The sequence below is a fragment of the Paractinoplanes durhamensis genome, assembly GCF_016862175.1.
Lineage (GTDB): Bacteria > Actinomycetota > Actinomycetes > Mycobacteriales > Micromonosporaceae > Actinoplanes > Actinoplanes durhamensis.
Window position 1 is genome coordinate 196254 of record NZ_BOML01000059.1, and the last position, 20861, is coordinate 217114.

The following is a 20861-nucleotide window of genomic DNA, read 5'->3' on the forward strand; positions in this document are numbered from 1 at the left end:
CCGCCCGTCTAGGGTGGCACCCATGGCTGACCATGGATGGATCGGACCGGCGCTGGCCGCCAACCGGTCCACCCCGCCGGACGTGCTGGCCGAGCTGGCGGAGACGCTCGACCTCGACATTCAGCTCACGGTGATCCGGTCGCGGATCGGGCGCCCATCCCTCGAACCGGTGGCCGGGATCCTCGCCGACAGCCCGCACCCCGACGTGCGGATCGAGCTCGCGCGGGCCACCTTCGTCCCCGACGAGGTGCTGGTCCGGCTCGCCGGCGACCCGATCCGCCAGGTGCGCTGGCAGGTGATCTGGCGGCCGACCGAGGTGGCCGGGGTGCCCGAGGGCCGCAGCTACGTGCCGGCCGAGGCGTACGCCGTCCTCGCTCGTGACGACGACGAGGTCACCCAGCTGGAGCTGCTCGGCAGCGAAGAGGCTCCGGTGCACGTCAAGCGGGAGGTCGGCCGCCGCAACGCGAAGCTCCGGGACCGGGTCCTGCTCGCGTTCGGCGAGGAGGGCGAGGCGCGGGCCGCCTACGAACGCCTGCTCACCGCGGGGAACGACGAGCAGCGGCGGCGGGCGCTGGAGTCCGACCGGTTCCGGCCGCCGGCGGAGCAGGTGCCCCGGCTTCTGGCGGACGAGCCGCACCGGTTGCCGGCGATCGAGCGGATCCCGCTGGACGACGAACTCGCCCGGGCGCTGGTCGCCGACGACGACCCGAAGGTGCGGCGGGCGGTGGCGGTCAATCCGGACCTGTCGCGCGAGCTGATGGAGATTCTCGCCGCCGACCCGGACCGGTATGTGCGCAAGGCGCTCACCGAGCGGCCGTACGTTCCGTTCGACCTGCTCGAACAGATCGACTACGAGCCGGAACCGGAGGCGTACCGGGTGGCTTGGCTGTGGGACCGGCAGCATGACATGGCGCTGGTCGCCGAGTACTCATGGTCGCGCAACCGCTCCTATCGGCAGACCGTCGCTCAGGTGCGGGGACTCCCGCGCGAGATCGTCGAGCGGCTGGCCCGCGACGAGGACTACAAGGTCCGGATGTTCCTGACCGCCTTGAACGGCGAGCACGTGCCGATCCCCGTACTCGAAGAAATGGTCCTGACCTGGACCGGCCACAGCAGCTCCGAGATGGCCCGTAACCCACGCCTGCCGGCCGAGTTCATCGACCGCCTGACCCGCTCGGACGACACCCACCATCGCCGGCTGGCCTCCTACACGGGCCGCCTGACCGAGGAGCAGCGCGCCCGGCTCGCCGCCGACCCCGACGAGGACCTGGCCGCCCGGATGAAGCCACCGCCCACCGTGGAGCAGCTGCGCGCCCGGCTGGCCAGCCCGTCCCCGGAGATGCGGGACGCGGCCGCCCGCCGCCCCGAGCTGCCCGCCGACCTCATCAGACAGTTATGGGCATCGAGGTGACGAAGGATTCGGGTACGTTGCGTCGATGGAGTTTCAGGACGTCGTCCGGCACCGCCGCATGGTTCGCCACTACGACCCCGACCGGCCGGTTCCGCCGGAGGTGGTCGACCGCATCGTCGACAACGGCCTGCGCGCGCCGTCGGCCGGTTTCTCCCAGGGCTGGGGCTTCCTGGTGCTGGACACGCCCGCCGACATCGAGCTCTTCCGCACGGCCTCCCGTCCCGCCGAGAACCCGGAGCGATGGTTCGCCGCGAACGTCCAGGCGCCCCTGCTGATCGTCCCGCTCGCCAACAAGGACGTCTACCTGGACCGGTACGCCCGGGCCGACAAGGGCCACACGGATCGCTCCGACGCGTGGTGGCCGGCGCCGTACTGGGACATCGACACCGGCTTCGCCTCGCTGCTGATGCTGCTGACCGCGGTCGACGCCGGCCTGGGCGCCTGCTTCTTCGGCCTCCCCGCCGACCGCGTCGACACGTTCCGCACCGAGTTCGGGGTGCCCGAGCAGTACAACCCGATCGGCGCGATCTCGATCGGCTACAGCGACGAGCCGCCCCGCGACTTCAGCAGCCGCCGCCGCCCCAAGGCCGACGTGGTGCACCGGGGCCGGTGGCAGGAGCCGGCCTAGCCGGCGGCGAGCCGGACGAACAGGGCGTGCGCGGCGTCCACCTCGGCCGGGTCCTCGCCGGCCAGCAGATCCATCAGCAGGCCGCGGGAGACCGCCACGCCCAGGCGTAGCGCCGCCCGGTCGGTCTCGATGCCGAGCCGTTCGCCCGCGCGCCCGGCCTCGTCCAGCCAGCTCGCGGTGAGCCCGGCCGGGGCCGGTGCGGCGCCGCGAGCGGCCAGCGCGAACACCTCGAAGAAGAGCCGCACGAACGGGCGGACCTCGGGGCTGGAGACGGCCCGCCAGACGCCGGTCATCAGCTCGGCCGGGTCGGTCGCGGTCTCGGCCAGCGCCGTCATGGTGGCCCGCTGCTGCGCCTCCATCGCGCCGACCACCGCCGCGAGCAGGCCCTCCCGGGATCCGAAGTGGTAGAGCAGCATCCGGTGGCTGCTTCCCACGCCGGTGGCTATCTCGCGCAGGCTGCGGTCGGCCAGGCCGTCGCGGGCCGCGAAATCGAGGATGCGGGACAGCAACGCGGAGCGGGAATCAGGCATGTACCAAATGGTACAGTGACCGCATGCGCTACCAGGAAACCACTCTGATCGACGCGCCGGTCGAGCTGATCTGGCGCCTGACCACCGACATCGACGACTGGCCGGCCTTCCTGCCGACCGTGCAGCGACTCGACCGGCTCGACGCCGGTGAGCTGCGGGTCGGCAGCACCGCCCGGCTCAAGCAGCCGGGGCAGAGCAGTGCCGTCTGGACCGTGACGCGCCTCGAACCGGAGCGCGATTTCAGCTGGCGGACCAGCCGGGCGGGGGTCCGGATGACCGGCCGCCACCTGCTGGCGGCGGTCGACGGGGGCACCCGGATGACCCTCGTCCTGGAGACCGAGGGCCCGGCGGCCGGCCTGCTGTCGGCCCTGTTCGGCGGCCTGATGCGGGCCTCGCTCCGCCGGGAGGCGGCCGGCTTCGCCCGCCAGGCGGCCGCGGTCGGCTAGGCCGCCGGGAAGCTGACCGTGATCGCGAGGCCGCCGCCCGGGTTCGGCACCACCCGCAGGTCCGCGCCGTGGTGGTCGGCGATGGCGGCCACGATGGCCAGCCCCAGTCCGCTGCCGTCACCCGACGGGCCGAGCCGGGCGAACGGCGCCAGGATCTTCTCGACCGCGTCGGCCGGCACCACCGGCCCGGTGTTGCGGACCGACAGCACCGCGTGCGCCCCGGCCGTGCGCGTCTCGACCTCGACATGGCCGCCGTCGACGTTGTAGCGGATCGCGTTGTCCAGCAGGTTGCCGATCAGGCTGGCGAGCAGCGCCGGGTCCGCCCGGGCCACGACGGCTCGCTGGAGGTCGGTGCGCACGGTCCGGCCGGCGGTGTCGCTGGCAACGGTGAGAGCGGCCAGATCGACCGGCTCGGCGACCCGGGAATCGCCCTGGGCCAGGGCCAGCAGCGACGTGACCAGCCGCTCCAGCTGATCGCCGACCTGCAGCAGCTCCGCGCACACGGCGCGCAACGTGGCCTCGTCGGCGTCCGGGTCGGCCAGGGTGACCTGGATCAGGGCCCGCTGGACGGTCAGCGGGGTGCGCAGTTCGTGCGAGGCGTCGGCGACGAAGCGGCGCTGGGCGGCATAGGCGGCGTCGAGCCGGGCGTAGAGCCCGGCCAGCGTGGCGGACAGGTCGGCGAACTCCTCGTAGCGGCCGAGCTCGCCGTGCCCGGGCAGCCGGTCGGCGGTGGCGCCGGCCGCCGCCGAGGTGAGCTCCCGCAGCGGCCGCAGCGCGCGCCCGGCCAGCGCCCAGCCGATCGGGGCGGCGGCGAGCGCGACCACGATCAGCCCGACCGCGACCGTCGCCAGCACCGCCGGAGTGTTGCTCACCGTGCTGGTAGCGGCCGCGCCGAACGGCTGGGTGGACCGGCCGGTCCACGTGCCGAAGCCGGCGACGGCCACCGGGACGGCCCCCAGGGCGACGGTCGCGGTGGCATAGGACAGGGCGAGTCGCGTACGCAATCGTGGTTTGTCAATCGCCGGCACGGTAGCCGCCCTCCCGGACCGTCGTGATGATCGGCGGCTCGCCGAGTTTCGCCCGGAGCCGGCCGAGCGTGGTCTTGACCGTGGTGGTGAACGGGTTGGCGGCCTCGTCCCAGACGTGGTCGAGCAGCTCCTCGGTGGACACCACCACGCCGGGCCGGGTGAGCAGGTGGGCCAGCACCGCGAACTCCTTCGGGCTCAGCGGCACCGGCCGGCCCGCGCGGGTGACGGTGCGGCGGGCCGGATCCAGCTCGACGTCCGCGCAGCGCAGCACCGGCGGTATCGGCGGGACGGCCCGGCGGGCCAGCGCCCGGATCCGGGCGACGAGCTCGGGAAAGTCGAACGGCTTGGTCAGGTAGTCGTCGGCGCCCAGGTCGAGACCGTGGACCCGGTCGGACAGCGTGCCCGCAGCGGTGAGCATCAGGATCCGGGCCGGCAGCCCGTGCGCACCGGCCTGCCGGCACACGTCGTCGCCGGAGATGGTCGGCAGGTCACGGTCGAGCACCAGGACGTCGTACGGAATGAGGTCGAGGTTTTGCAGTGCCCTGTCGCCGTCGGTGACGACGTCCACGGCGAAGCCCTCGCGGCGCAGCCCGGCCCCGATCGTCCGGGCGAGCAGCTCGTGATCCTCGACGACCAGCACGCGCATGCGGCCCAGCATGCCAGCGCGCGGGTGACAGCGGGGTGACGGTCGCTTGTCACCGGGCTGTCACCGGCTCCCGCGTAGAAATCCGCGGCATGATCCTGGAGACCGAGACACTCGCGAAGAGATACCGGCGACGGTGGGCGTTGCGCGACTGCACCCTCGCCGTGCCCGAGGGCGCGATCGTCGGCCTGGTCGGGCCGAACGGCGCCGGCAAGACCACCCTGCTGCAGCTGATCGTCGGCCTGCTGACCCCGACCGCCGGTGCGGTCCGGGTCCTCGGCGGCCGCCCGGACGCGGCGATGCGGTCCGGCCGGGTCGGGTTCGTCGCGCAGGACGCCCCGACCTACGCCGGGCTGACCGTCGCCGACCACCTCGCGCTGGGCGCGGGGCTCAATCCCCGGCGCTGGGACGCGGCCGCGGCGGGGGAGCGGGTGGCCCGGCTCGGCCTGTCGCCCCGGCTGCGGGCCGGCCGGCTCTCCGGCGGCCAGCGCGCCCAGCTGGCCCTCACCCTCGCCCTGTCGAAACGCCCCGACCTGCTGGTCCTCGACGAGCCGGTGGCCAGCCTGGATCCGCTCGCCCGCCGCGCGTTCCTGGACGAGACCGTGGCGGCGGCGACCGCCACCGGCACCGGGGTGGTGCTCTCCACCCATCTGGTCGCCGACCTGGCGCACACCTGCACCCACGTGGTGGTCGTGGCCGGCGGCCGGGTCCGGCTCGCCGCCGAGATCGCCGGCCTCGACGACCTGGAGCGCGTGGTGCTCGACGAATTAGGAAAAGATGAACTGGGGAGGGCCGCATGATTCGGCTGGCGCTGCGTCAGTTCCGGTCCGCGGCCTGGACCGCCGCGATTGCCCTGGTCGCCGTCGCCGCCGTCGTGGTGGCGACCCGCCCGCACGTCGCCGCGGCAGGAGTTCAGGCCATCGTGCCGCGGACCGCTTTCGGCCTTGTGGTGATCGTGGCGCCCGCTCTGATCGGCGCGTTCTGGGGTGCGCCGCTGGTCGCGCGGGAATTCGAGGCCGGCACCCACCGCCTGGTGTGGGCCCAGAGCATCAGCCGCAGCCACTGGCTGGCGGTGAAGCTGGCGGTGGCCGGCACCGCGGCGGTCGCGGCGACCGCCCTGCTCAGCGCCCTGGTCACCTGGTGGGCGGCACCGCTCGACGACGCGGCCGCCGCCGTCTACGGCACGTTCGACGCCCGCGACGTCGCGCCGGTCGGATACGCGGTGTTCGCCCTGGCGTTCGGGGTGACCGCGGGCCTGGTCCTCCGCCGGACGCTGCCGGCCATGGCGCTGACCCTGGTCGTCCTGCTGACCACCCGGATCGTGGTGACCGGATGGCTCCGGCCGCTCGCGGTCGCCCCGACGGTGGTCACCCAGCCGCTGGACCCGGACCGCACCGGCTACGGCTCGGGCGGCAACATCCTGCTGGGCATCGGCCCGAGCCGGCTACGACCGGAAGCACCGGACATTCCCGACGCCTGGGTTCGTTCCGTGCGCATTCTCGACGCCGCCGGAAAGCCGCTGACCGATCAGGTGCTGCGGGCGACCTGTCCGGCGGTGACCGCGGCGAAACCGGGCGGCCCGGCCGGCCCGGCGCCGGAATCGGTACGGCTGCAGATGCACGATTGTGTGACCCGGATCGGCGACAAATACCACGAGGTGATCACCTATCAACCGGGCGATCGCTATTGGACCTTCCAATGGTGGGAGTTCGCCATTTTCGTGGTACTGGCGGCAATTCTAGGCGGATACGCCTTCCAGCGGCTGCGACGCACGGCCTAGCCGGTGCGCGCCCCGCGGTCGGGCCCGCTGCCGGCCGGGCGGCCGCAGCGGCAGCCCGATCAGCAGCGCCAGGCTCACCAGCACGTACAGGTTGGCGGTCAGGAAACCGAGGAGCCCGTTATAGGTGTGCCAGACCAGATGGCTGCACAGCAGGCCGTAGGCGGCCAGCAGGCCGACCAGCGCGACCAGGCGCCGGCGGCCCGGGACGTCCCGGGCCGCCGCGTGATCGAAGAGCACGGCGAGCGCCGGGATCAGCCACACCAGGTGGTAGACCCAGGTCATCGGGCTGATCAGGCAGGCGACGATGGCCGCCAGCGCGAACCCGGCGACCCGGTCGGCGAGCCCGCCGCTGCGGCGCACCCGCCACAGCCAGACCGCCAGCACCAGGGCGGTGGCGGCGACCCAGAACATCGTGGCGCCGTGCGGGTACACCCGGTGCATGGTGCCGTTGAGCGACTGGTTGTCGGTCCAGGACGGCTCGCCGATCCGCTGGATGTCGAAGAGTTTGCTGGTCCAGAAGTCGATCGACTCGTGCGGGGCGGCCACGGCCGACAGCAGCGTGACCCCGGCCGCGGTGGCCGCGGCGGTGAAGGCGGCCCGCCGCTCCCGGATGATCAGGAGGTAGGCGATGAAGATCGCCGGGGTCAGCTTGACCGCGGTCGCGACGCCGATGCCGATGCCGGTCAGGACGTGCCGGCGCGGCAGGGCGACCAGCAGGTCGACGGCGACCAGCGCGAGCAGCAGGATGTTGATCTGGCCGTAGCTGAGGGTGGAGTCCCACGGCTCGAACGGCACCAGCAGCACGTCCGCCGCGGCGACCACCAGCGGCAGCCACCAGACCCGCCGCTGGGCGGTCCAGCGCAGCAGCAGAGCCAGGATCAGCGGCGTCGCGGCCGCCGAGGCGAACGCCTGGATGGTGCTGATCGCGGGCCAGGGCAGCACCGCCATCGGGCCCATGATGATCGCGGCGAACGGCGGGTAGGTGAAACCCCAGCTCCGCCCGTCGTCCGGCAGGCCGTACCCGTAGAGCGAGCCGCCGTGCCACCACGAGTGGACCGCGCCCGCATACACCTGGAGGTCGAACGAATCGTGCCGCAGGCTGACCCGATGGGCGTAGACCATGTTGAACGCCACGACGGCCAGAATCACCGCTGTCCCGATAATCGTGCGTTTCCGCGATGACCAGGCGGCAATACGGTCGCGTACGGGAATTGCCATTGCTGTTTCCGTTCCTCATGCTTCCGGGCGGCGACGCAGAGATTACCGACGGCGCAGGTCGGCAGTTATCGGTGCGATGGCGGACCCGGAACAGCCGAAAGGACGGGGGCGAAAAGCGTCATCGAGTTCGAAATGGCGCGGACGGCGATTCATCGCCGATAAAGTCGGCAACCGGTACGGGGTCGCCCGTACGGCTGACGAAAACAACCGTTGCGCCGATCCACTGTGGTCTATTCGCGACCAGAATGGGTCGGCGCGGGCGGGGGCCGACACCCGCCCCTTCACGGTGGAGTGCTCGATGAGCGGCTGGCAGCTGACCGGCTACACGCCTGTTCGTCCGCTCGGGGCGGGTGCTTCGGGCAGTGTCGTGCTCGCCACCCACGACCCGAGCGGCACCGCGGTCGCGATCAAATATCTGGCGCGCGGCCTCGGCGACGACCCGTCCTTCCGGGAAGCCTTCCGGAAAGAGGCGCGGCTGCTCGGCCAGATCGACGACCCGCACATCTCCCGGCTGTACGAGTACGTCGAGTCCGCCGAGGGCGCGGCGATCGTGATGGAGCTGGTCAACGGGGTGTCGCTGCGGCAGATGCTGCGCGAGCACGGCCCGACCACCCCCGAGGCGGCGCTGGCCGTGCTGAAGGGCTCGCTCGCCGGGCTGGGCGCGGCGCACGCCCGCGGCGTCGTGCACCGCGACTACAAGCCGGAGAACGTTCTGGTCACCGAGGACGGGCAGAGCAAGCTCGCCGACTTCGGCATCGCCACCCCGATCGGCGAGGGCGCCGACACGATCGTCACCGGCACGCCCCGCTACATGGCCCCCGAGCAGTGGACCGGGGTCCCGGCCACGCCGGCCTGCGACATCTACGCCGCCACCGCCACCTTCTTCGAGTGCCTCACCGGCCGCCCGCCGTACGACGGGCCGAACCTCTTCGCCCTGCACGAGCTGCACGCCAACGCGCCGATCCCGACCGATCCGGCCCCGCCGGCGGTGCACCATCTCCTCCGGTACGGCATGGCCAAACTGCCGGCCGACCGGCCCCAGCACGCCGCCGCCTTCCTCGACATCCTGGAGCGGGTGGCCGGCAGCGCGTACGGGCCGGGGTGGGAGGAGCGCGGGATCGGTGCGCTGGCCCGCCGGGCCGCGCTGCTCGCCGCGCTGTGGCCGTTCCCGGACGGCAACAGCGGCGCCACCAGCCTCGCCTCGACGGCGGTCGGCGCCTCCGCGGCCGGCCGACCGGCCCGGGCCCGCCTCGGCCGGAAGCGGATCGCGCTGGCCGGCAGCGCCATCGTCGCGGCCCTGCTGGTCGGCGGGGCCGGATACCACTACGCCGCGGCCGGGAGCCCGGCCGTCGCGGGCGGCCCGGCGAGCCCGACGCCCGATCCGACGGTGGTCGAGACCACCATTACGGACCCGCCGGCGATCCCGTCGGCTTCTCCCACCCCGAGTCCGACCCCGTCGACCTCGTCGGCCTCGTCGAGCCCGACCGTCTCGGCCACGCCGACCACGACGAAACCGGCGACGCCGACCACCCCGCCGACGAAGGCGCCGACCACGACGAAGGCGCCGACCCCCACGCCGAAGCCGTCGACAAGCACGGTCCCGCCCGACACCACCGCCCCGATGATCGGCGGGGCCGGCGCGAGCCCGACGTCGATCGAGGGGGAGCGCTGCCAGTACGGCGTCAAGACCAGCACCGTCACGGTCACCGTCACCGACGACCGGAGCGACGCGTCCGCGCTGACGGTCAGCTTCACCTACGTCCTGGGCAGCGCCACCTCGACGGTCGGGATGAAGTCGGCCGGGAAGGGCCTCTTCCAGGGCACGCTCGGCCCGCTGGGAGTGCCGAGGGCATCCACCCGCATCCCGATCACGGTGGTCGCCGCCGACGCCGCCGGCAACTCGGCCCAGTCGTCGAAACCGACCTACGTGACCCTCGTCAACACCTGCACCCCCGGTTAGGAGTACGCCGTGCCGGAGGAACCCTTCGACGGCCGGCCGATGCCCCCGCCCGTCGATCCGTGGGCGACCATCGACCGTCCCGTCCCCACCGTCTACCTCGGCGGCCCGGATACGACCGTGCCGGCCGCCCGGCCGGCAAAGCCACCGCCCCCGGCCGAGGAGTACCGGTTCGGGCCCGGCGTGCCGGTGACGCCGGCGCCCGCCCCCGCCTGGCCGGCCGCCGCCCCGCCCCGGCGCCCGGTCTGGCGCCGGGTCGTGTCGCTGCTCTCCAGCCTGCTGACCCTCGCGCTGGTCATCGTGGTCGGGCTGTACCTCTGGCAGCGGCTCCGCCCGATCGAGGTGGAGAGCGTCTCGGTGGCCGTCCCGAAGCCGGCCGGCACCCGCTGCGACGTCACCGTCGACGTGATCGCCACCGTGCACACCAACGGGCGGAGCGGCGTCCTCGAATACCAGTGGTTCCGGTCCGACGCGGCCCCGGGCGCCGTCCTCACCGAGCAGGTCGGCAGCGGCCAGCGCGTCGTCACCCTCACCCTGAAATGGGCGTTCAGCGGCGTCGGCACCACCATCGAGACCGCCAAGATCAACATCGTCAAGCCGTCGCCGCTGCAGGCCGGCACGCAGGTCGCCTACCGCTGCCGGCGCCGCTGACCGAGCGGCCCCTCAGTGCTCGTTCTTGATCACGAAGTATGAGCCGCGGATCGTGCCGGCCAGCTTCGACTTCTGCCGGGCGAACTTGAACGCGCCGAGCTCCGCCGGGATCTCCATCCCGTCGGAGAGCTTGAACCCGACCGCGCGCTTCCCGCCGTCGTCGACCGTGTACATCACGTTGATCGACAGGCCGCTCGCGTAGAAGACGTACGCCATCCTGATGTTCTCGACCTGGAAGGTGTTCGCCTCCAGCGGGGGCGAGGCGATGACCAGGCCGCGCTCCTTCTCGAGGATGCCGCTCACCCACGCGATCGCCGGCTGCGCCTCGGCGGCGGGCTCGACCGTGAAGACGTGGTCGTACTTGTTCTTGAAGTACCGGGCCTCGTTCGCCCGCAGGCCGGCGAGGGCGTCCGCGACCGGCGACGACTCCAGGCCGACGGTCGACACGGTGGTGAAGTCCACGACGTAAGACATGCGAAAACGCTACAGCGCCGGGCGATCAGAGTAAGGCGGCTTGCTCTACCTGGCCTCCCGGCATTCTTGGATGCTTCCTCCTGTCAGAGCCGAACGACTCCGGGGGGAGGAAAACCATGAAGTCCACGCTCGAGATGAAGAAGGCGAGCACGGCCAAGAAGATCGACGTTCGCCGTACCGGCGACGTGCGTCTTACGACGGCCGCGTTCTGTTCCAACAGCTGCTACTGGGTGGCGGTCTGACGCATGGCGAGTACGGACGGCCCGCAGTTCGCTCCGGGCCGTCCGTACGGACAGCGGGGGGTTACCGATGACTGACGGGCGCATCACGTTCCACCCGCTGAGCTTCGTCCCGGAAGGGGCCGACGTGGTCGTGGGCCGGGGCGACACCGGAACCTACGCGGTGCTGCCGCACGACGGGGCCGCACTGCTGCGGCGGCTCATCGGCGGTTCGACCGCCGCCGAGGCCGCCACCTGGTACGAGCGGAACTTCGGCGAAGCCGTGGACGTCGACGACTTCCTGGGATCCCTGACCGACCTGGGATTCGTCACCTCGCCCGGCAGCGCGGTCGCCGGCACCGCCACCGCGCCCCGGTTCCAGTGGCTGGGGCGGGCGTTGTTCTCCGCGCCCGCGTGGCTGATCTACGCGGCGGTCGTCGTGCTCGCGCTGATCGAGCTCGCCGGGCGGCCGGATCTGCGGCCCGCCGCCTCGCACGTGTATTTCACCGCATCGCTGGTCACGGTCCAGGTCGTGCTGATGTTCGGCACGATCCCGCTCAGTTTCCTGCACGAGGCCTACCACGTCCTGGCCGGTCAGCGCCTCGGCCTGCACAGCCGGCTCGGCATCAGCAACCGCTACAACTTCGTGGTCTTCGAGACCAAGAACAACGGCTTGCTGAGCGTACGCCGTGGGCAGCGCTACCTGCCGTTCCTGGCCGGGATGCTGATCGACGTGGTGATGGCGGCCGCCTTCACCCTGGCGGCGGGTGCACTGGCCGGCGGCGGCGCTTTCTCGGCGTACACAAGCCGCCTCTGTCTTGCTCTGTGTTTTTCGATCGTCGCCCGCCTCGCCTGGCAACTGCTGCTGCATCTGCGCACCGACCTCTACTACGTCCTGAGCACCGCGCTGAACTGCTACGACCTGCACGACGCGAGCCGATCCATCCTGGCCAACCGATTTCGCCGGCTCACCGGCCGGACGAGTGGCCTGGTCGACGAGACCCAGTGGACCGACCGCGACCGCAGGGTCGGCAGTTGGTACGGATGGTTCATCGCCCTCGGGTTCGCCGGCACCGTCGTGCTGGCCGTCGTCTTCACCGTCCCGATCGCGGTGACCTACGCCGCCCGCGCGGTCCAGGGGGTCCTGGCCGGAACCGGGACGTGGCACTTCTGGGACTCGCTGATCTCGCTCGCCATTCTCGCCGTCCAGTTCGTCCTGCCCGCCGTGCTGGCGTGGCGCAAGCGACGGCACCATCGGGCACGCAAGCCGAGGCTGCGCGCCAGCTGAAGGAGACTGATACCGGATGTTGCGCTATCCGCATGTCGTCGGAGCCCGGGCCCGGGACCGGCTTGCCATGACCGAATTGCCCGCGGGGGCGGTCGTCGCCCACTGCCACCAGGGTCTGCGGGGACCCTTCACCGGGGTGGACACCGTCCTCGAGGCGGTGCTGCCCGACGTCGTCCGCCGGTGGCCGGATCTGGTCGATGCCCACCGCTTCGAGCTGCTGGAGGCGATCCCGGAGCTGAGCGCACTGATCGGCCCGCCGGCGAGCACCCTGGCCAAGGACGCGCCGTTCGCCGAGCGGACCCGGTGGTACGGCCGGATCATGACCCGATGCTTCTCGCAGGGCATGATCACCCTCCTGCGCGACTACGCGCTGCGCCTGCGCGCGGCCGGTGGTGCGCCACCGACCCTGGTCTTCGACGACGTCCACCGGGCCGAGTCGGCGACCCAGCAGTTCGTCGCGCTCTTCGTCCGCCGGGTCGGCGCGGATCTGTGGCCGGCGGTGATCGGCAGCGACGGCGCCGTCGAGCCCGAACTTCAGGCCGCCCTGGCCGACTTCGCCGACCGCGTCGACGCCGTGCCGCGACCGGACTCCCGCGTCCGGAGCGGCGCGGAACTGGCGGCCGAATACGTCTGGTCGGACGGGACCAGCGACAACCCGGCGGCCTACCGGGCCTATCGGGATCTCGACGCCACCGAGCGCGCGGCCATGCACGACCAGCGCGCCGCCGAGCTCGAGCCGGACGCGACCTGGGGGGTACGGGTCGCCGCGCTCGTCCACCACCTGGAGCGCGGCACCGATCCGCGCGGCAAGGGGGTCGAAGCCCTGCAGGCCGCGGCCGAATACCTCACGTTCATGGGGTTCCAGGAGGCGGCCGCGGCGATGAGCGAGCGGGGGCGGGCGCTCACCGACCCCGACACCGAACCGGAGACGTACCGGAAATTCACCAACATCCTGATCGCCCAGGTGCTCGGGCTGGGCCGGCTGGACGAGGCCGAGGCCCTCTGCAGCGAGGTGCGGCAGCGCTACGCCCAGCCGTTCGCCCACATGACCACCAGCTACTTCCTGGCGATGATCTACACCCGGTTCGCCGAGCCCCGCGACCACGAGAAGGCCATCGGCTTCCAGAACAACGCCGTCGTCATCGCGAAAAGCCTGGCCGACGAGCGGCAACGGCTCGTCTACAGCGGCTTCCACGACAACGGGCTGGCGCTGATCGAGATGCATCGGGGCAACCTGGCCCGCGCGCTGACCCTGGTCGACGACGCGATGGCCCGGGTGGACGCCAAGCTCGGCGCGGACGAGTGGGTGCTGCACCGGTCCCAGTTGCTCTACAACCGCGGCCGCCTGCTCGGCGCGACCGGCCACGACGACGAGGCGTACGCGACGTTCACGACGTTGTCCGAGCTCGACCCGCACTACACCGACTACCTCTCCGAGCGCGCCAAGATCTCCCGTAAGCGGGGTGATCTGGCGGCCGCCATCCGTGACTACGACCGCGCCGACGAGCTGGGGCCGCCGTTCGTCGAGCTGTTCCACAACCGCGGGTCGGCCTATGCCGAGCTCGGCATGGTCGAGAAGGCCCGCGCCGACTTCGACTTCGTCCTCGACATGGAACCGGACGAGGCGGACACCCTGCTGAGCCGGGCCGAGCTGCTCCTCGGCGAGGGCGAGCTGGAGGCCGCGGCGGCGGACGCCTCGCGCGCGCTGGCGATCTTCCCCCGTGACCCGCGACTGCTGTGCCTGCGCGGCATGATCCACCTGGTGGCCGGGAACGCCGCCTCGGCCCGGTCCTACCTGGACGCCGCCCTTCAATGGGATCCGGACTACCCGGCCGCGCTGATCAACCGGGCGGTCGCGCACTTCGAACTGGCCGAACCCGGCCTGTCCGCCGACGACCTGACCCGGGCCCTGGAACTTGTCGGGCCCGACGCGGACCTGCTGCTCAACCGCGGGATCGCGCATGCGGCCCGGGCGGACACCGCGGCCGCGCTGGCCGACTTCGACGCGGCGCTCGAGCTGCCCGACGCCGATCGTCCGGAGCTGCTCCGCCGCCGTGCCCTGTGCCTGGTGTCGTCATGACCGTCAGCCCGCAGGACTTTCGGGACGCGATGGCCTGCCTGGCCATGCCGGTCGCGGTGGTCAGCATGGTCGACCAGGCCGGCGGGTGGCACGGCGCGACCCTCGGGTCGGTGGTCTCGCTCTCCCTCGATCCGCCGCTGGTGATGTTCGCGGTCGGGCGCGGCACCGGCGTGCACCGGCCGTTGTGCGGCAGCGACCGCTTCTGCATCAGCATCCTCGGCGCCGGGCAGCGGGCCGTTGCCGAGCAGTTCGCCGGGGCCGCGGCCGGCCGGTTCGCCCGCGGCATCGTGCCGGTCGGCGGCATCCCGGCGGTCGGCGCGGCGGCGTGCTGGCTGGTGTGCGGGCGGTCCCGGCTGGTCGAGGCGGGCGACCACACCATCGTCATCGGCTCGGTCGAGGACGTGCGGCCCGGGACCGGCGGGTCGCTGGTCTATCACGGGCGCCGCTACCACCGGCTGTCAGGCGCGCTTTCAGGTGCCGAGCAGGACGCGGAGCTCGGCTCGTCCGGCCAGGCCGAGCTTGTCGTAGGCGCTCTGTAGATAGTTGGAGACCGTTCGCGGCGACAGACCCAGCCGGGCGGCGATCTGCGGGCTGGTCAGCGACGGGGCCAGCAGCACCACCTCGCGTTCGCGGGTGGTCAGCTGGGACGGCAGCCGGCCCTGATCCAGCAGCGGGGTGCGGGCGCCCTCGCAGCGCTGGGCCAGGGCCTCGGCCCGCTCCTGGAACAGGGTCGCGGGCTTGTGGTGGCCGGCGCGGCGGTGGGCGTGGGCCGCGGCGGTGGCGGTCTCCGCGGCCAGCAGCAGGCGGCCCTGCTGTTCGAAGGCGTCGGTGGCCCGGCCGAGGGCGTCCGCGTCGCGCCGGGCCAGGGCCCGGGCCGCCATCGCCTCGTCCGCATGCCCCAACTCCGCCAGCCGGGCGTGCACCGCGCTCGCCGCACCCAGCCGGGCGGCGTCGTAGAGCGCGGTCGCCTCCGCTTCCTTCTCCGTGGCCGCGGCCAGGCAACACTCGATCGCACGCCCGATCTCGCCCCGGGCGGCGTGCGACCATGCCCGGCGCAGAGCGATCCGTGCGGCCAGGACACCGGTGTGGGGGTGATCGCAGGGGTCGGCCAGCTCGGCCATCCATTCGCACTTTCGGCTCCTGGTCAGCGCCGCGGCTTCGCGGAAACTCGCGGCGGCGGACCGCACCCGCCCCTGCATCGCTTCCGCCCGGCCGCGCAGCCCGGCCCAGGTGGCGGCCGCTTCCCGGATCTCGGCCGCGACCGACTCCCGGTAGCCGCGATCAGCCAGTTCCTGCGCGCCGTGCAGGTCTTTGCGGGCCAGGCACGCTTCGAACTCCGCGGTGTCGGGCCCAGGGTGGTCGGTCGGCTTCTCGGGGAGCAGGCCGCGGACCCGGCGCAGGGTGCTGGTCGTCAGCAGGCGCCGCACCAGGGGCCCGGACAGCGGCGGCGCCAGGCAGGCCCGCTCGGCGTCGACCCGGATCAGGCCGGCGCGCTCGGCGGCTTCCACCGCGGCCGGTTCGACAAGGGTCTCCAGCAGCGACATCGGCATCGCCTCGGCGCACGCGAGGACTTCTACGACCTGGCGCGCGGCCGGCCCGGCCTTGTCGAGCCACCGTCCGTACGGTCCGTTGTCGACCAATGCCCGCAGTGCCAAGGGATTGCCGCCGGACAGGCGGGTAAGCCGGTGCCGGTCGATCGCGTCCGCGCCGGCTACTCGATCGACCAGCGCGGCCATCGCGTCCCCGGGCAGCGGGGTAATCGGCAGGCCGGTGATCCGGCCGCTGTTCCACAGGTCGGCCAGCGCCTCCGGCACGTCGCCGCCGGTGGTGCCGATCAGGAACACCGGGCACGCGGTCACCAACTGCGCGAGCAGCGCGTCCGACGCGTCGTCGAGGAAGTGCACGTCGTCCACGACCAGCACCGTCCGGGCCGGCCCGCGGAACCTCGCGATCAACCGGGACAGCAGGGCGCGCCCGTCGCCGGGGCCGGGGGACAGGTGGGTGATCGCGCCGTACGGGATCGTCTGCAACGCCCGGCACGCGGTGACCCGTTCCGCCGGGGCCAGCTGGGCGGCCGCCTCCTGCGCCAGCCGGCTCTTGCCGACGCCCCACGCGCCGGTGAGCAGCACGCCGGTCAGGTGCGGGCGGCGGAAGGCGGCCTCGATCGCGGCGAGTTCACCGACCCGGCCGGTCAGTGGCCATTCGGCCATGGTGTGCCCCTCACGGTCGGTGGCGCGGACTCCCGACACCGTGCCGCCGGGGGCAGCGGGGTCACATCCGTGTCCGGCGCGGACGTTCTTGAGGGCGGGTCCGTAGCACAGCCACGACCACGGCACATCGGTCTACGTGAATCGGATTCCGGTTCGGCGGCCGTCGTGTTGCCGACTCGCCGGGCGACGCCGTGCGGCTAACGTCCCTTTTCGACAGTCAGCACGACGTTGGGGGGACGACGATGCGACTGCTGTGTCCCACCGTGGTCGGGCGCGGCCCGGAGCTGGATCTGCTCGACGATCTGCTCTCGGCGACCGTGTCCGGCCGCGGAAACACCGTGTTCCTGACGGCGCCGGCCGGCCTCGGGAAGTCCCGGCTCACCCGCGAGGCCCAGGCGTACGCGGCCGATCTCGGCATGATCGTGATCCGCGGCCGCGCGGCGCCGTCGGTGCAGTACCGGCCGCTGACCGAGGCACTGCTCGGCCTTCAGCGGACGGTCGACCTCGCCGAACTCACGCCGTACCGTGCGGCGCTCTCCCGGCTGGTCCCCGGCTGGGGCCCGGACCGGCCGGGCGGCGACAGCCATCCGATCCTGCTGGCCGAGGCGGTCCTGCGGGTGCTGAGCGGCGTCGCCAAGGGCCGCGGCTGCCTGCTGATCCTCGAGGACCTGCACGACGCCGACGCCGACACCATGATGATCGTCGACTACCTGGCCGACAACGTCGCCGACGAGCCGGTCCTGGTGCTGGCCACGACCCGGCCGGAACCGGACATCATGACCATGGCCTACGCCATGGAACAGCGACATGCCGCGGTCGTACGCCGCATGTCGCCCCTCGACGACCACGCCGTCCGGGCGATGGGCGCGGCGTGCCTCGGGGTGCCGCCCGCGTCGATCCCGGTCGCCGCGCTGGACCGGATCGTCAACTCCGCGGGCGGCGTCCCGTACTTCGTCGAGGAGCTGCTCACCGGCATGGTCGACGACGGCACGCTGGTCCGCGCCGACGACGGCTGGGCCGCCCCCGACGCCGCGGCCGTCGGCGTTCCGGATGCCGTCCGGGCCGCCGTGGTCGCCCGCACCCGGCGGCTGCCGCCACACGCGCATCGCCTGCTGCTGATGGCCGCCGTCTACGGCCAGCCCTGCCCGGGCGCGCTGCTCGGCGCCGCGGCCGGCCTCGACGAGACCACCCTGATCGACGGGCTGCGCACCGCCGTCGAGGTCCAGCTGCTGGTGGTCTCCGCCGGCCACTACACGATCCAGCACGCCCTGGTCGGCGAGGCGCTGCGCGCGGCGACCCTGCCGGAGGACCTCGCCGTGCTGTCCCGGCTGGCCGCGGCCGCGATCGAGAGAGTCTTTCCCGGTCAGGCCGGCGAGTGGTGCGTGCTGGCCGGGCGCCTGTGGCAGCAGGGCGGCGACAACGGCCGGGCCGCCGAGCTGTTCCACCGGGCCGCCCGGCGCGCGGCCGAGCAGGACGGCGTCCGCACCGCGATCGCCCTGCTCGAACGCGGACTCGAACTGGTCGACGGCGACGCCACCGCCGCCGGGCCGGCCTCCCGGATCGTCGAGGCCCTGCTGGAGATGCTGGTCGTGGCGGGCGAGGTGACCCGGGCCCGCGAGTTCGCGGCCCGCCTGGATCGGCACGCCACCGGAGAGGAACGGGCCGCCGTGCGTCTCCGGCTGGCCCGGGCCGCCCTCACCGGCGGCCACCTGGAGGCGAGCCGGCGTGACCTGGCCCGGGCCCGGGCGCTGCTCGGCCCGCAGCAGGACGAGGCCCAGCAGGCGGCCGTCGACGTGGTCGCGGCCCGGATCGCGGTCACCGACAGCGACGCCGACCGGCTCGCCCGGGCCCGGATGCTGGCCGAACGGGCCCTGCGGACCGCGGAGCGGCTCCCGCTGCCCGAGATCGCCTGCGAGGCCCTGGCCGTGCTCGGCTCCTGCGCCCGGGTGCACGACCTGGACCGCTCCGACGAGCTGTTCGACCGCGCGCTCATGCTGTCCGAACAGCACGGCCTCACCCTGTGGCAGATCCGGTTCCTGTTCCAGCTCGGCACCAACGCCGCGATCCAGCGCGCCGACCCGGCCGGCCTGATCGCCGCCCGGGACACCGCGCTGCGGACCGGCGCCCTGATCACCGCGCTGAACGGCGACGCCGAGCTGTCCGTGCTGTACGTCAGCCGCGGCGACTACGAGACCGCGACCCGCTACGCCCGGCGATGCGAACAGTCCGCCCACCGGCTCGGCCTGGCCGACCTCCGCCTGATCGCCCTCGGCCTGCGCATCTGCGCGGCCGCGCACCAGGGCCGGCGGGACGAGGTCACCGCCCTGCACGCCGAGTACGACCGGCTCGGCGGCCGGCACTGCGGTTTCACCCCCGCGCTGAAAGGCTTCGGCCTGGCCCTCTGCTCACTCTTGGAAGAGGACCACACCCGGGCGTACGCCGAGATCACCGAGGCCGCCGCCGAGGAGCTGCACCGCCCACCCGAGTACCTGTCGCTGGTCCACGGACTCCACCTGGCGCTCACCACCGTGGCCGGCGCCGCGGGCCGCCCCGAGTACGACGCGATGGCCGCGTCGGCCCGCGGCCAGGCCGGCTGGAACCGCCTGTTCATGCTGGTCGCCGGCGCGGTCCTGGCCGGCCGGGACGGCGACGGCGAGCGGGCCGAACGCCTGATGGGCGAGTTCGACGAGGTGTCCGAGCCGTACCCCCTGGGCCGGCACCTGGGCCTGCGGCTGGCGGCCGAGGCCGCCGTCACCGACGGCTGGGGCCGGCCCGCACCCTGGCTCCGGGCCGCCGAACAGCACTTCCACACGGCCGGCAATCCCCGGGTGGCGGACGCCTGCCGCGCGCTGCTCCGCCGCACCGGCGAGACCGTGCCCCAGCGCCGGCACGGCGTGGCCGCGATCCCGTCGTCGCTGCGCCGGGCCGGCGTCACCGCCCGCGAATACCAGGTGCTCGAGCTGCTGGCTGAGCGCCTGACCAACCAGGAGATCGGCCGGAAGCTGTTCGTGTCCCCACGCACCGTGGAGACACACGTGGCCCGGCTGCTTTCGAAGACCGGGCTGGCGGACCGTACGGCCCTGGCCAGACACGCCCACGGAGGACACCTGTGAAATCGGCCCTCGCTTTCGTCCTGGCCGCCACCGTCCCGCTGATCGCCGCGACACCCGCGCACGCCGCGCCGGTTCCGGCCCGGATCTGGTGGGACGTGACGGCCCCCGCGGCGAAGATCTACGGCGAGCTGCAGGCGGTCAGCGCCCGCTCGTCCACCGACGTGTGGGCGGTCGGCACCGGCCACCTGGGCGACGACGAGTCGCACGCCCAGGTGAACCACTGGGACGGCATCAGGTGGCAGTCGGTGCCCGAGGTCGCCTCGGAGGCCTGGGTCGAGCTCAACGGGGTAGGAACCCTGCCGTCCGGCGAGGCCGTCGCGGTCGGCAGCGAGACCGCCGGCGGCCGCACCCTCCCGCTGATCGAGAGCTACGCGGCCGGCGGCGGCGCGGGCCGGGTGATCCCCGGCCCGATCCCCGCCGACGGAGGCGCGTGGCAGGGCATCGACCTGCGAACGGCCACCGACGGCTGGGCGGTGGGCACGTCCGGTTCGCAGGTCTCCCAGACCCTGATCGCCCATTGGAACGGCACCGATTGGCAGCAGGTGCCGAGCCCGAGCCCCGGCACGGTGAGCAGCCGCCTGACCGCCGTGACCGCGGTGGCGGCCGACGACGCGTGGGCGGTGGGCGAGATCCAGAACAAGTCGGACACGAAGCTGGCAAGTTCCCTCCTGCTGCACTGGGACGGCTCGTCCTGGACCCAGGTGGACGTCCCCGACCCCGGCCTGGTCCGCACCAGGCTGCTGGCCGTGGACGCGGCGGCAGCAGGCGAGTTGTGGGCGGTGGGCTACACCCAGGACACCCCGTCCGACGACCCCGACCCGGACGAGCTGCAGCAGGGGGTAGCGCTGTACCTGTCCAACGGAACATGGCGGGTGCTGCGCTCATCCCAGCCAACGGTCACCGAGTTCACCGGCGTGGTAGCGATCGCCCCGAGAGAGGTGGTCCTGGCCAGCTACCTGCTGTTCGCCGGCGCCGAACACACGAACATCGAGGAGTGGCGAGGATCAGCCTTGGTCCCCGACTGGATCAACCCAGGCACATCGAACAACGAACACATCGGCTCCGCCTTGACCGCCATAGCCGCCGAGCCCGACACCGGCCGCCTGTGGTCCGTGGGTTGGCAGGCAAACACCTTCACCGGCCGAGAACAGCCCTACAGCCTGCACTCCACAACCTGACCCGCCGC

The 20861-nt window shown here is 72.9% G+C and carries 19 protein-coding genes; 13 read left to right on the forward strand and 6 right to left on the reverse strand.

Annotated features, from left to right (window positions below):
- The first annotated feature begins 22 nt into the window (after positions 1-22).
- Both Adu01nite_RS37525 and Adu01nite_RS37530 read left to right on the forward strand, forming a co-directional pair.
- On the forward strand, positions 23-1411 hold the full coding sequence (locus tag Adu01nite_RS37525; protein WP_203734051.1) for a hypothetical protein: 1389 nt from the start codon (positions 23-25) through the stop codon (positions 1409-1411).
- 25 nt (positions 1412-1436) lie between these two features.
- Positions 1437-2039: a nitroreductase family protein gene (locus tag Adu01nite_RS37530; RefSeq protein WP_203734052.1), complete on the forward strand. Its 603-nt coding sequence runs from the start codon at positions 1437-1439 to the stop codon at positions 2037-2039.
- Here Adu01nite_RS37530 and Adu01nite_RS37535 read toward each other — a convergent pair.
- Positions 2036-2569: a TetR/AcrR family transcriptional regulator gene (locus Adu01nite_RS37535; protein WP_203734053.1), complete on the reverse strand. Its 534-nt coding sequence runs from the start codon at positions 2567-2569 to the stop codon at positions 2036-2038. The two genes, Adu01nite_RS37530 and Adu01nite_RS37535, sit on opposite strands and share 4 nt — an antisense overlap.
- Positions 2570-2592: 23 nt before the next feature.
- Between Adu01nite_RS37535 and Adu01nite_RS37540 the strand changes: the two genes are divergently transcribed.
- A complete protein-coding gene (locus Adu01nite_RS37540; RefSeq protein WP_203734054.1) occupies positions 2593-3015 on the forward strand; it encodes an SRPBCC family protein in 423 nt (140 codons plus the stop codon).
- On the opposite strand, the gene Adu01nite_RS37545 is transcribed toward Adu01nite_RS37540, so the two are convergent.
- On the reverse strand, positions 3012-4019 hold the full coding sequence (locus Adu01nite_RS37545) for a sensor histidine kinase (protein WP_203734055.1): 1008 nt from the start codon (positions 4017-4019) through the stop codon (positions 3012-3014). The genes Adu01nite_RS37540 and Adu01nite_RS37545 overlap by 4 nt on opposite strands.
- Positions 4020-4029: 10 nt before the next feature.
- On the reverse strand, positions 4030-4689 hold the full coding sequence (locus tag Adu01nite_RS37550; protein ID WP_203734056.1) for a response regulator transcription factor: 660 nt from the start codon (positions 4687-4689) through the stop codon (positions 4030-4032).
- An 89-nt stretch (positions 4690-4778) separates the two neighbouring features.
- On the opposite strand from Adu01nite_RS37550, the gene Adu01nite_RS37555 reads away from it, so the two are divergent.
- On the forward strand, positions 4779-5486 hold the full coding sequence (locus tag Adu01nite_RS37555) for an ATP-binding cassette domain-containing protein (protein WP_203734057.1): 708 nt from the start codon (positions 4779-4781) through the stop codon (positions 5484-5486).
- Positions 5483-6466, forward strand: coding sequence for an ABC-2 membrane transporter-related protein (locus tag Adu01nite_RS37560; protein WP_203734058.1), 984 nt, complete (start codon positions 5483-5485; stop codon positions 6464-6466). Before Adu01nite_RS37555 ends, Adu01nite_RS37560 begins: the two co-directional genes overlap by 4 nt.
- Here Adu01nite_RS37560 and Adu01nite_RS37565 read toward each other — a convergent pair.
- Entirely contained in the window at positions 6425-7615 is a 1191-nt protein-coding gene (locus Adu01nite_RS37565; RefSeq protein WP_203734059.1) for a glycosyltransferase 87 family protein, read from the reverse strand. The two genes, Adu01nite_RS37560 and Adu01nite_RS37565, sit on opposite strands and share 42 nt — an antisense overlap.
- 367 nt (positions 7616-7982) lie before the next feature.
- Here Adu01nite_RS37565 and Adu01nite_RS37570 point away from each other — a divergent pair, with 367 nt between their 5' ends.
- Both Adu01nite_RS37570 and Adu01nite_RS37575 read left to right on the forward strand, forming a co-directional pair.
- On the forward strand, positions 7983-9644 hold the full coding sequence (locus tag Adu01nite_RS37570; protein ID WP_203734060.1) for a serine/threonine-protein kinase: 1662 nt from the start codon (positions 7983-7985) through the stop codon (positions 9642-9644).
- Positions 9645-9653: 9 nt separating this feature from the next.
- Entirely contained in the window at positions 9654-10292 is a 639-nt protein-coding gene (locus Adu01nite_RS37575; protein ID WP_239133000.1) for a hypothetical protein, read from the forward strand.
- A gap of 12 nt (positions 10293-10304) precedes the next feature.
- Here Adu01nite_RS37575 and Adu01nite_RS37580 read toward each other — a convergent pair whose 3' ends face one another.
- Positions 10305-10766, reverse strand: a complete 462-nt coding sequence (locus Adu01nite_RS37580; protein ID WP_203734061.1) for a DUF8821 family protein — start codon at positions 10764-10766, stop codon at positions 10305-10307.
- A gap of 116 nt (positions 10767-10882) precedes the next feature.
- Here Adu01nite_RS37580 and Adu01nite_RS48640 point away from each other — a divergent pair, with 116 nt between their 5' ends.
- From Adu01nite_RS48640 to Adu01nite_RS37595, 4 genes are all read left to right on the forward strand, one after another.
- On the forward strand, positions 10883-11008 hold the full coding sequence (locus Adu01nite_RS48640) for a hypothetical protein (RefSeq protein WP_275414747.1): 126 nt from the start codon (positions 10883-10885) through the stop codon (positions 11006-11008).
- A gap of 67 nt (positions 11009-11075) precedes the next feature.
- Complete coding sequence (locus tag Adu01nite_RS37585; RefSeq protein ID WP_203734062.1) at positions 11076-12272, forward strand: hypothetical protein; 1197 nt, start codon at positions 11076-11078, stop codon at positions 12270-12272.
- 16 nt (positions 12273-12288) lie between these two features.
- Positions 12289-14352, forward strand: coding sequence for a tetratricopeptide repeat protein (locus Adu01nite_RS37590; protein WP_203734063.1), 2064 nt, complete (start codon positions 12289-12291; stop codon positions 14350-14352).
- Positions 14349-14891, forward strand: coding sequence for a flavin reductase family protein (locus tag Adu01nite_RS37595; protein ID WP_203734064.1), 543 nt, complete (start codon positions 14349-14351; stop codon positions 14889-14891). Before Adu01nite_RS37590 ends, Adu01nite_RS37595 begins: the two co-directional genes overlap by 4 nt.
- Here Adu01nite_RS37595 and Adu01nite_RS37600 read toward each other — a convergent pair.
- Positions 14823-16562, reverse strand: a complete 1740-nt coding sequence (locus Adu01nite_RS37600) for a helix-turn-helix transcriptional regulator (RefSeq protein WP_203734065.1) — start codon at positions 16560-16562, stop codon at positions 14823-14825. The genes Adu01nite_RS37595 and Adu01nite_RS37600 overlap by 69 nt on opposite strands.
- Before the next feature lie 242 nt (positions 16563-16804).
- On the opposite strand from Adu01nite_RS37600, the gene Adu01nite_RS37605 reads away from it, so the two are divergent.
- Positions 16805-19675: an ATP-binding protein gene (locus Adu01nite_RS37605; protein WP_203734066.1), complete on the forward strand. Its 2871-nt coding sequence runs from the start codon at positions 16805-16807 to the stop codon at positions 19673-19675.
- The gene (locus Adu01nite_RS37610) at positions 19672-20853 is read left to right on the forward strand and encodes a hypothetical protein (protein WP_203734067.1); all 1182 of its coding nucleotides are present in this window, start codon (positions 19672-19674) and stop codon (positions 20851-20853) included. The genes Adu01nite_RS37605 and Adu01nite_RS37610 overlap by 4 nt, the downstream gene beginning before the upstream one ends.
- Positions 20854-20861 lie beyond the last annotated feature (8 nt).

Coding starts and splice junctions, on each gene's coding strand:
- Adu01nite_RS37550 (WP_203734056.1), bottom strand. CDS start 4,689: ATGCGCGTGCTGGTCGTCGAGGATCACGAGCTGCTCGCCCGGACGATC.
- Adu01nite_RS37570 (WP_203734060.1), top strand. CDS start 7,983: ATGAGCGGCTGGCAGCTGACCGGCTACACGCCTGTTCGTCCGCTCGGG.
- Adu01nite_RS37525 (WP_203734051.1), top strand. CDS start 23: ATGGCTGACCATGGATGGATCGGACCGGCGCTGGCCGCCAACCGGTCC.
- Adu01nite_RS37580 (WP_203734061.1), bottom strand. CDS start 10,766: ATGTCTTACGTCGTGGACTTCACCACCGTGTCGACCGTCGGCCTGGAG.
- Adu01nite_RS37600 (WP_203734065.1), bottom strand. CDS start 16,562: ATGGCCGAATGGCCACTGACCGGCCGGGTCGGTGAACTCGCCGCGATC.
- Adu01nite_RS37530 (WP_203734052.1), top strand. CDS start 1,437: ATGGAGTTTCAGGACGTCGTCCGGCACCGCCGCATGGTTCGCCACTAC.
- Adu01nite_RS37590 (WP_203734063.1), top strand. CDS start 12,289: ATGTTGCGCTATCCGCATGTCGTCGGAGCCCGGGCCCGGGACCGGCTT.
- Adu01nite_RS37585 (WP_203734062.1), top strand. CDS start 11,076: ATGACTGACGGGCGCATCACGTTCCACCCGCTGAGCTTCGTCCCGGAA.
- Adu01nite_RS48640 (WP_275414747.1), top strand. CDS start 10,883: ATGAAGTCCACGCTCGAGATGAAGAAGGCGAGCACGGCCAAGAAGATC.
- Adu01nite_RS37535 (WP_203734053.1), bottom strand. CDS start 2,569: ATGCCTGATTCCCGCTCCGCGTTGCTGTCCCGCATCCTCGATTTCGCG.
- Adu01nite_RS37605 (WP_203734066.1), top strand. CDS start 16,805: ATGCGACTGCTGTGTCCCACCGTGGTCGGGCGCGGCCCGGAGCTGGAT.
- Adu01nite_RS37560 (WP_203734058.1), top strand. CDS start 5,483: ATGATTCGGCTGGCGCTGCGTCAGTTCCGGTCCGCGGCCTGGACCGCC.
- Adu01nite_RS37595 (WP_203734064.1), top strand. CDS start 14,349: ATGACCGTCAGCCCGCAGGACTTTCGGGACGCGATGGCCTGCCTGGCC.
- Adu01nite_RS37555 (WP_203734057.1), top strand. CDS start 4,779: ATGATCCTGGAGACCGAGACACTCGCGAAGAGATACCGGCGACGGTGG.
- Adu01nite_RS37540 (WP_203734054.1), top strand. CDS start 2,593: ATGCGCTACCAGGAAACCACTCTGATCGACGCGCCGGTCGAGCTGATC.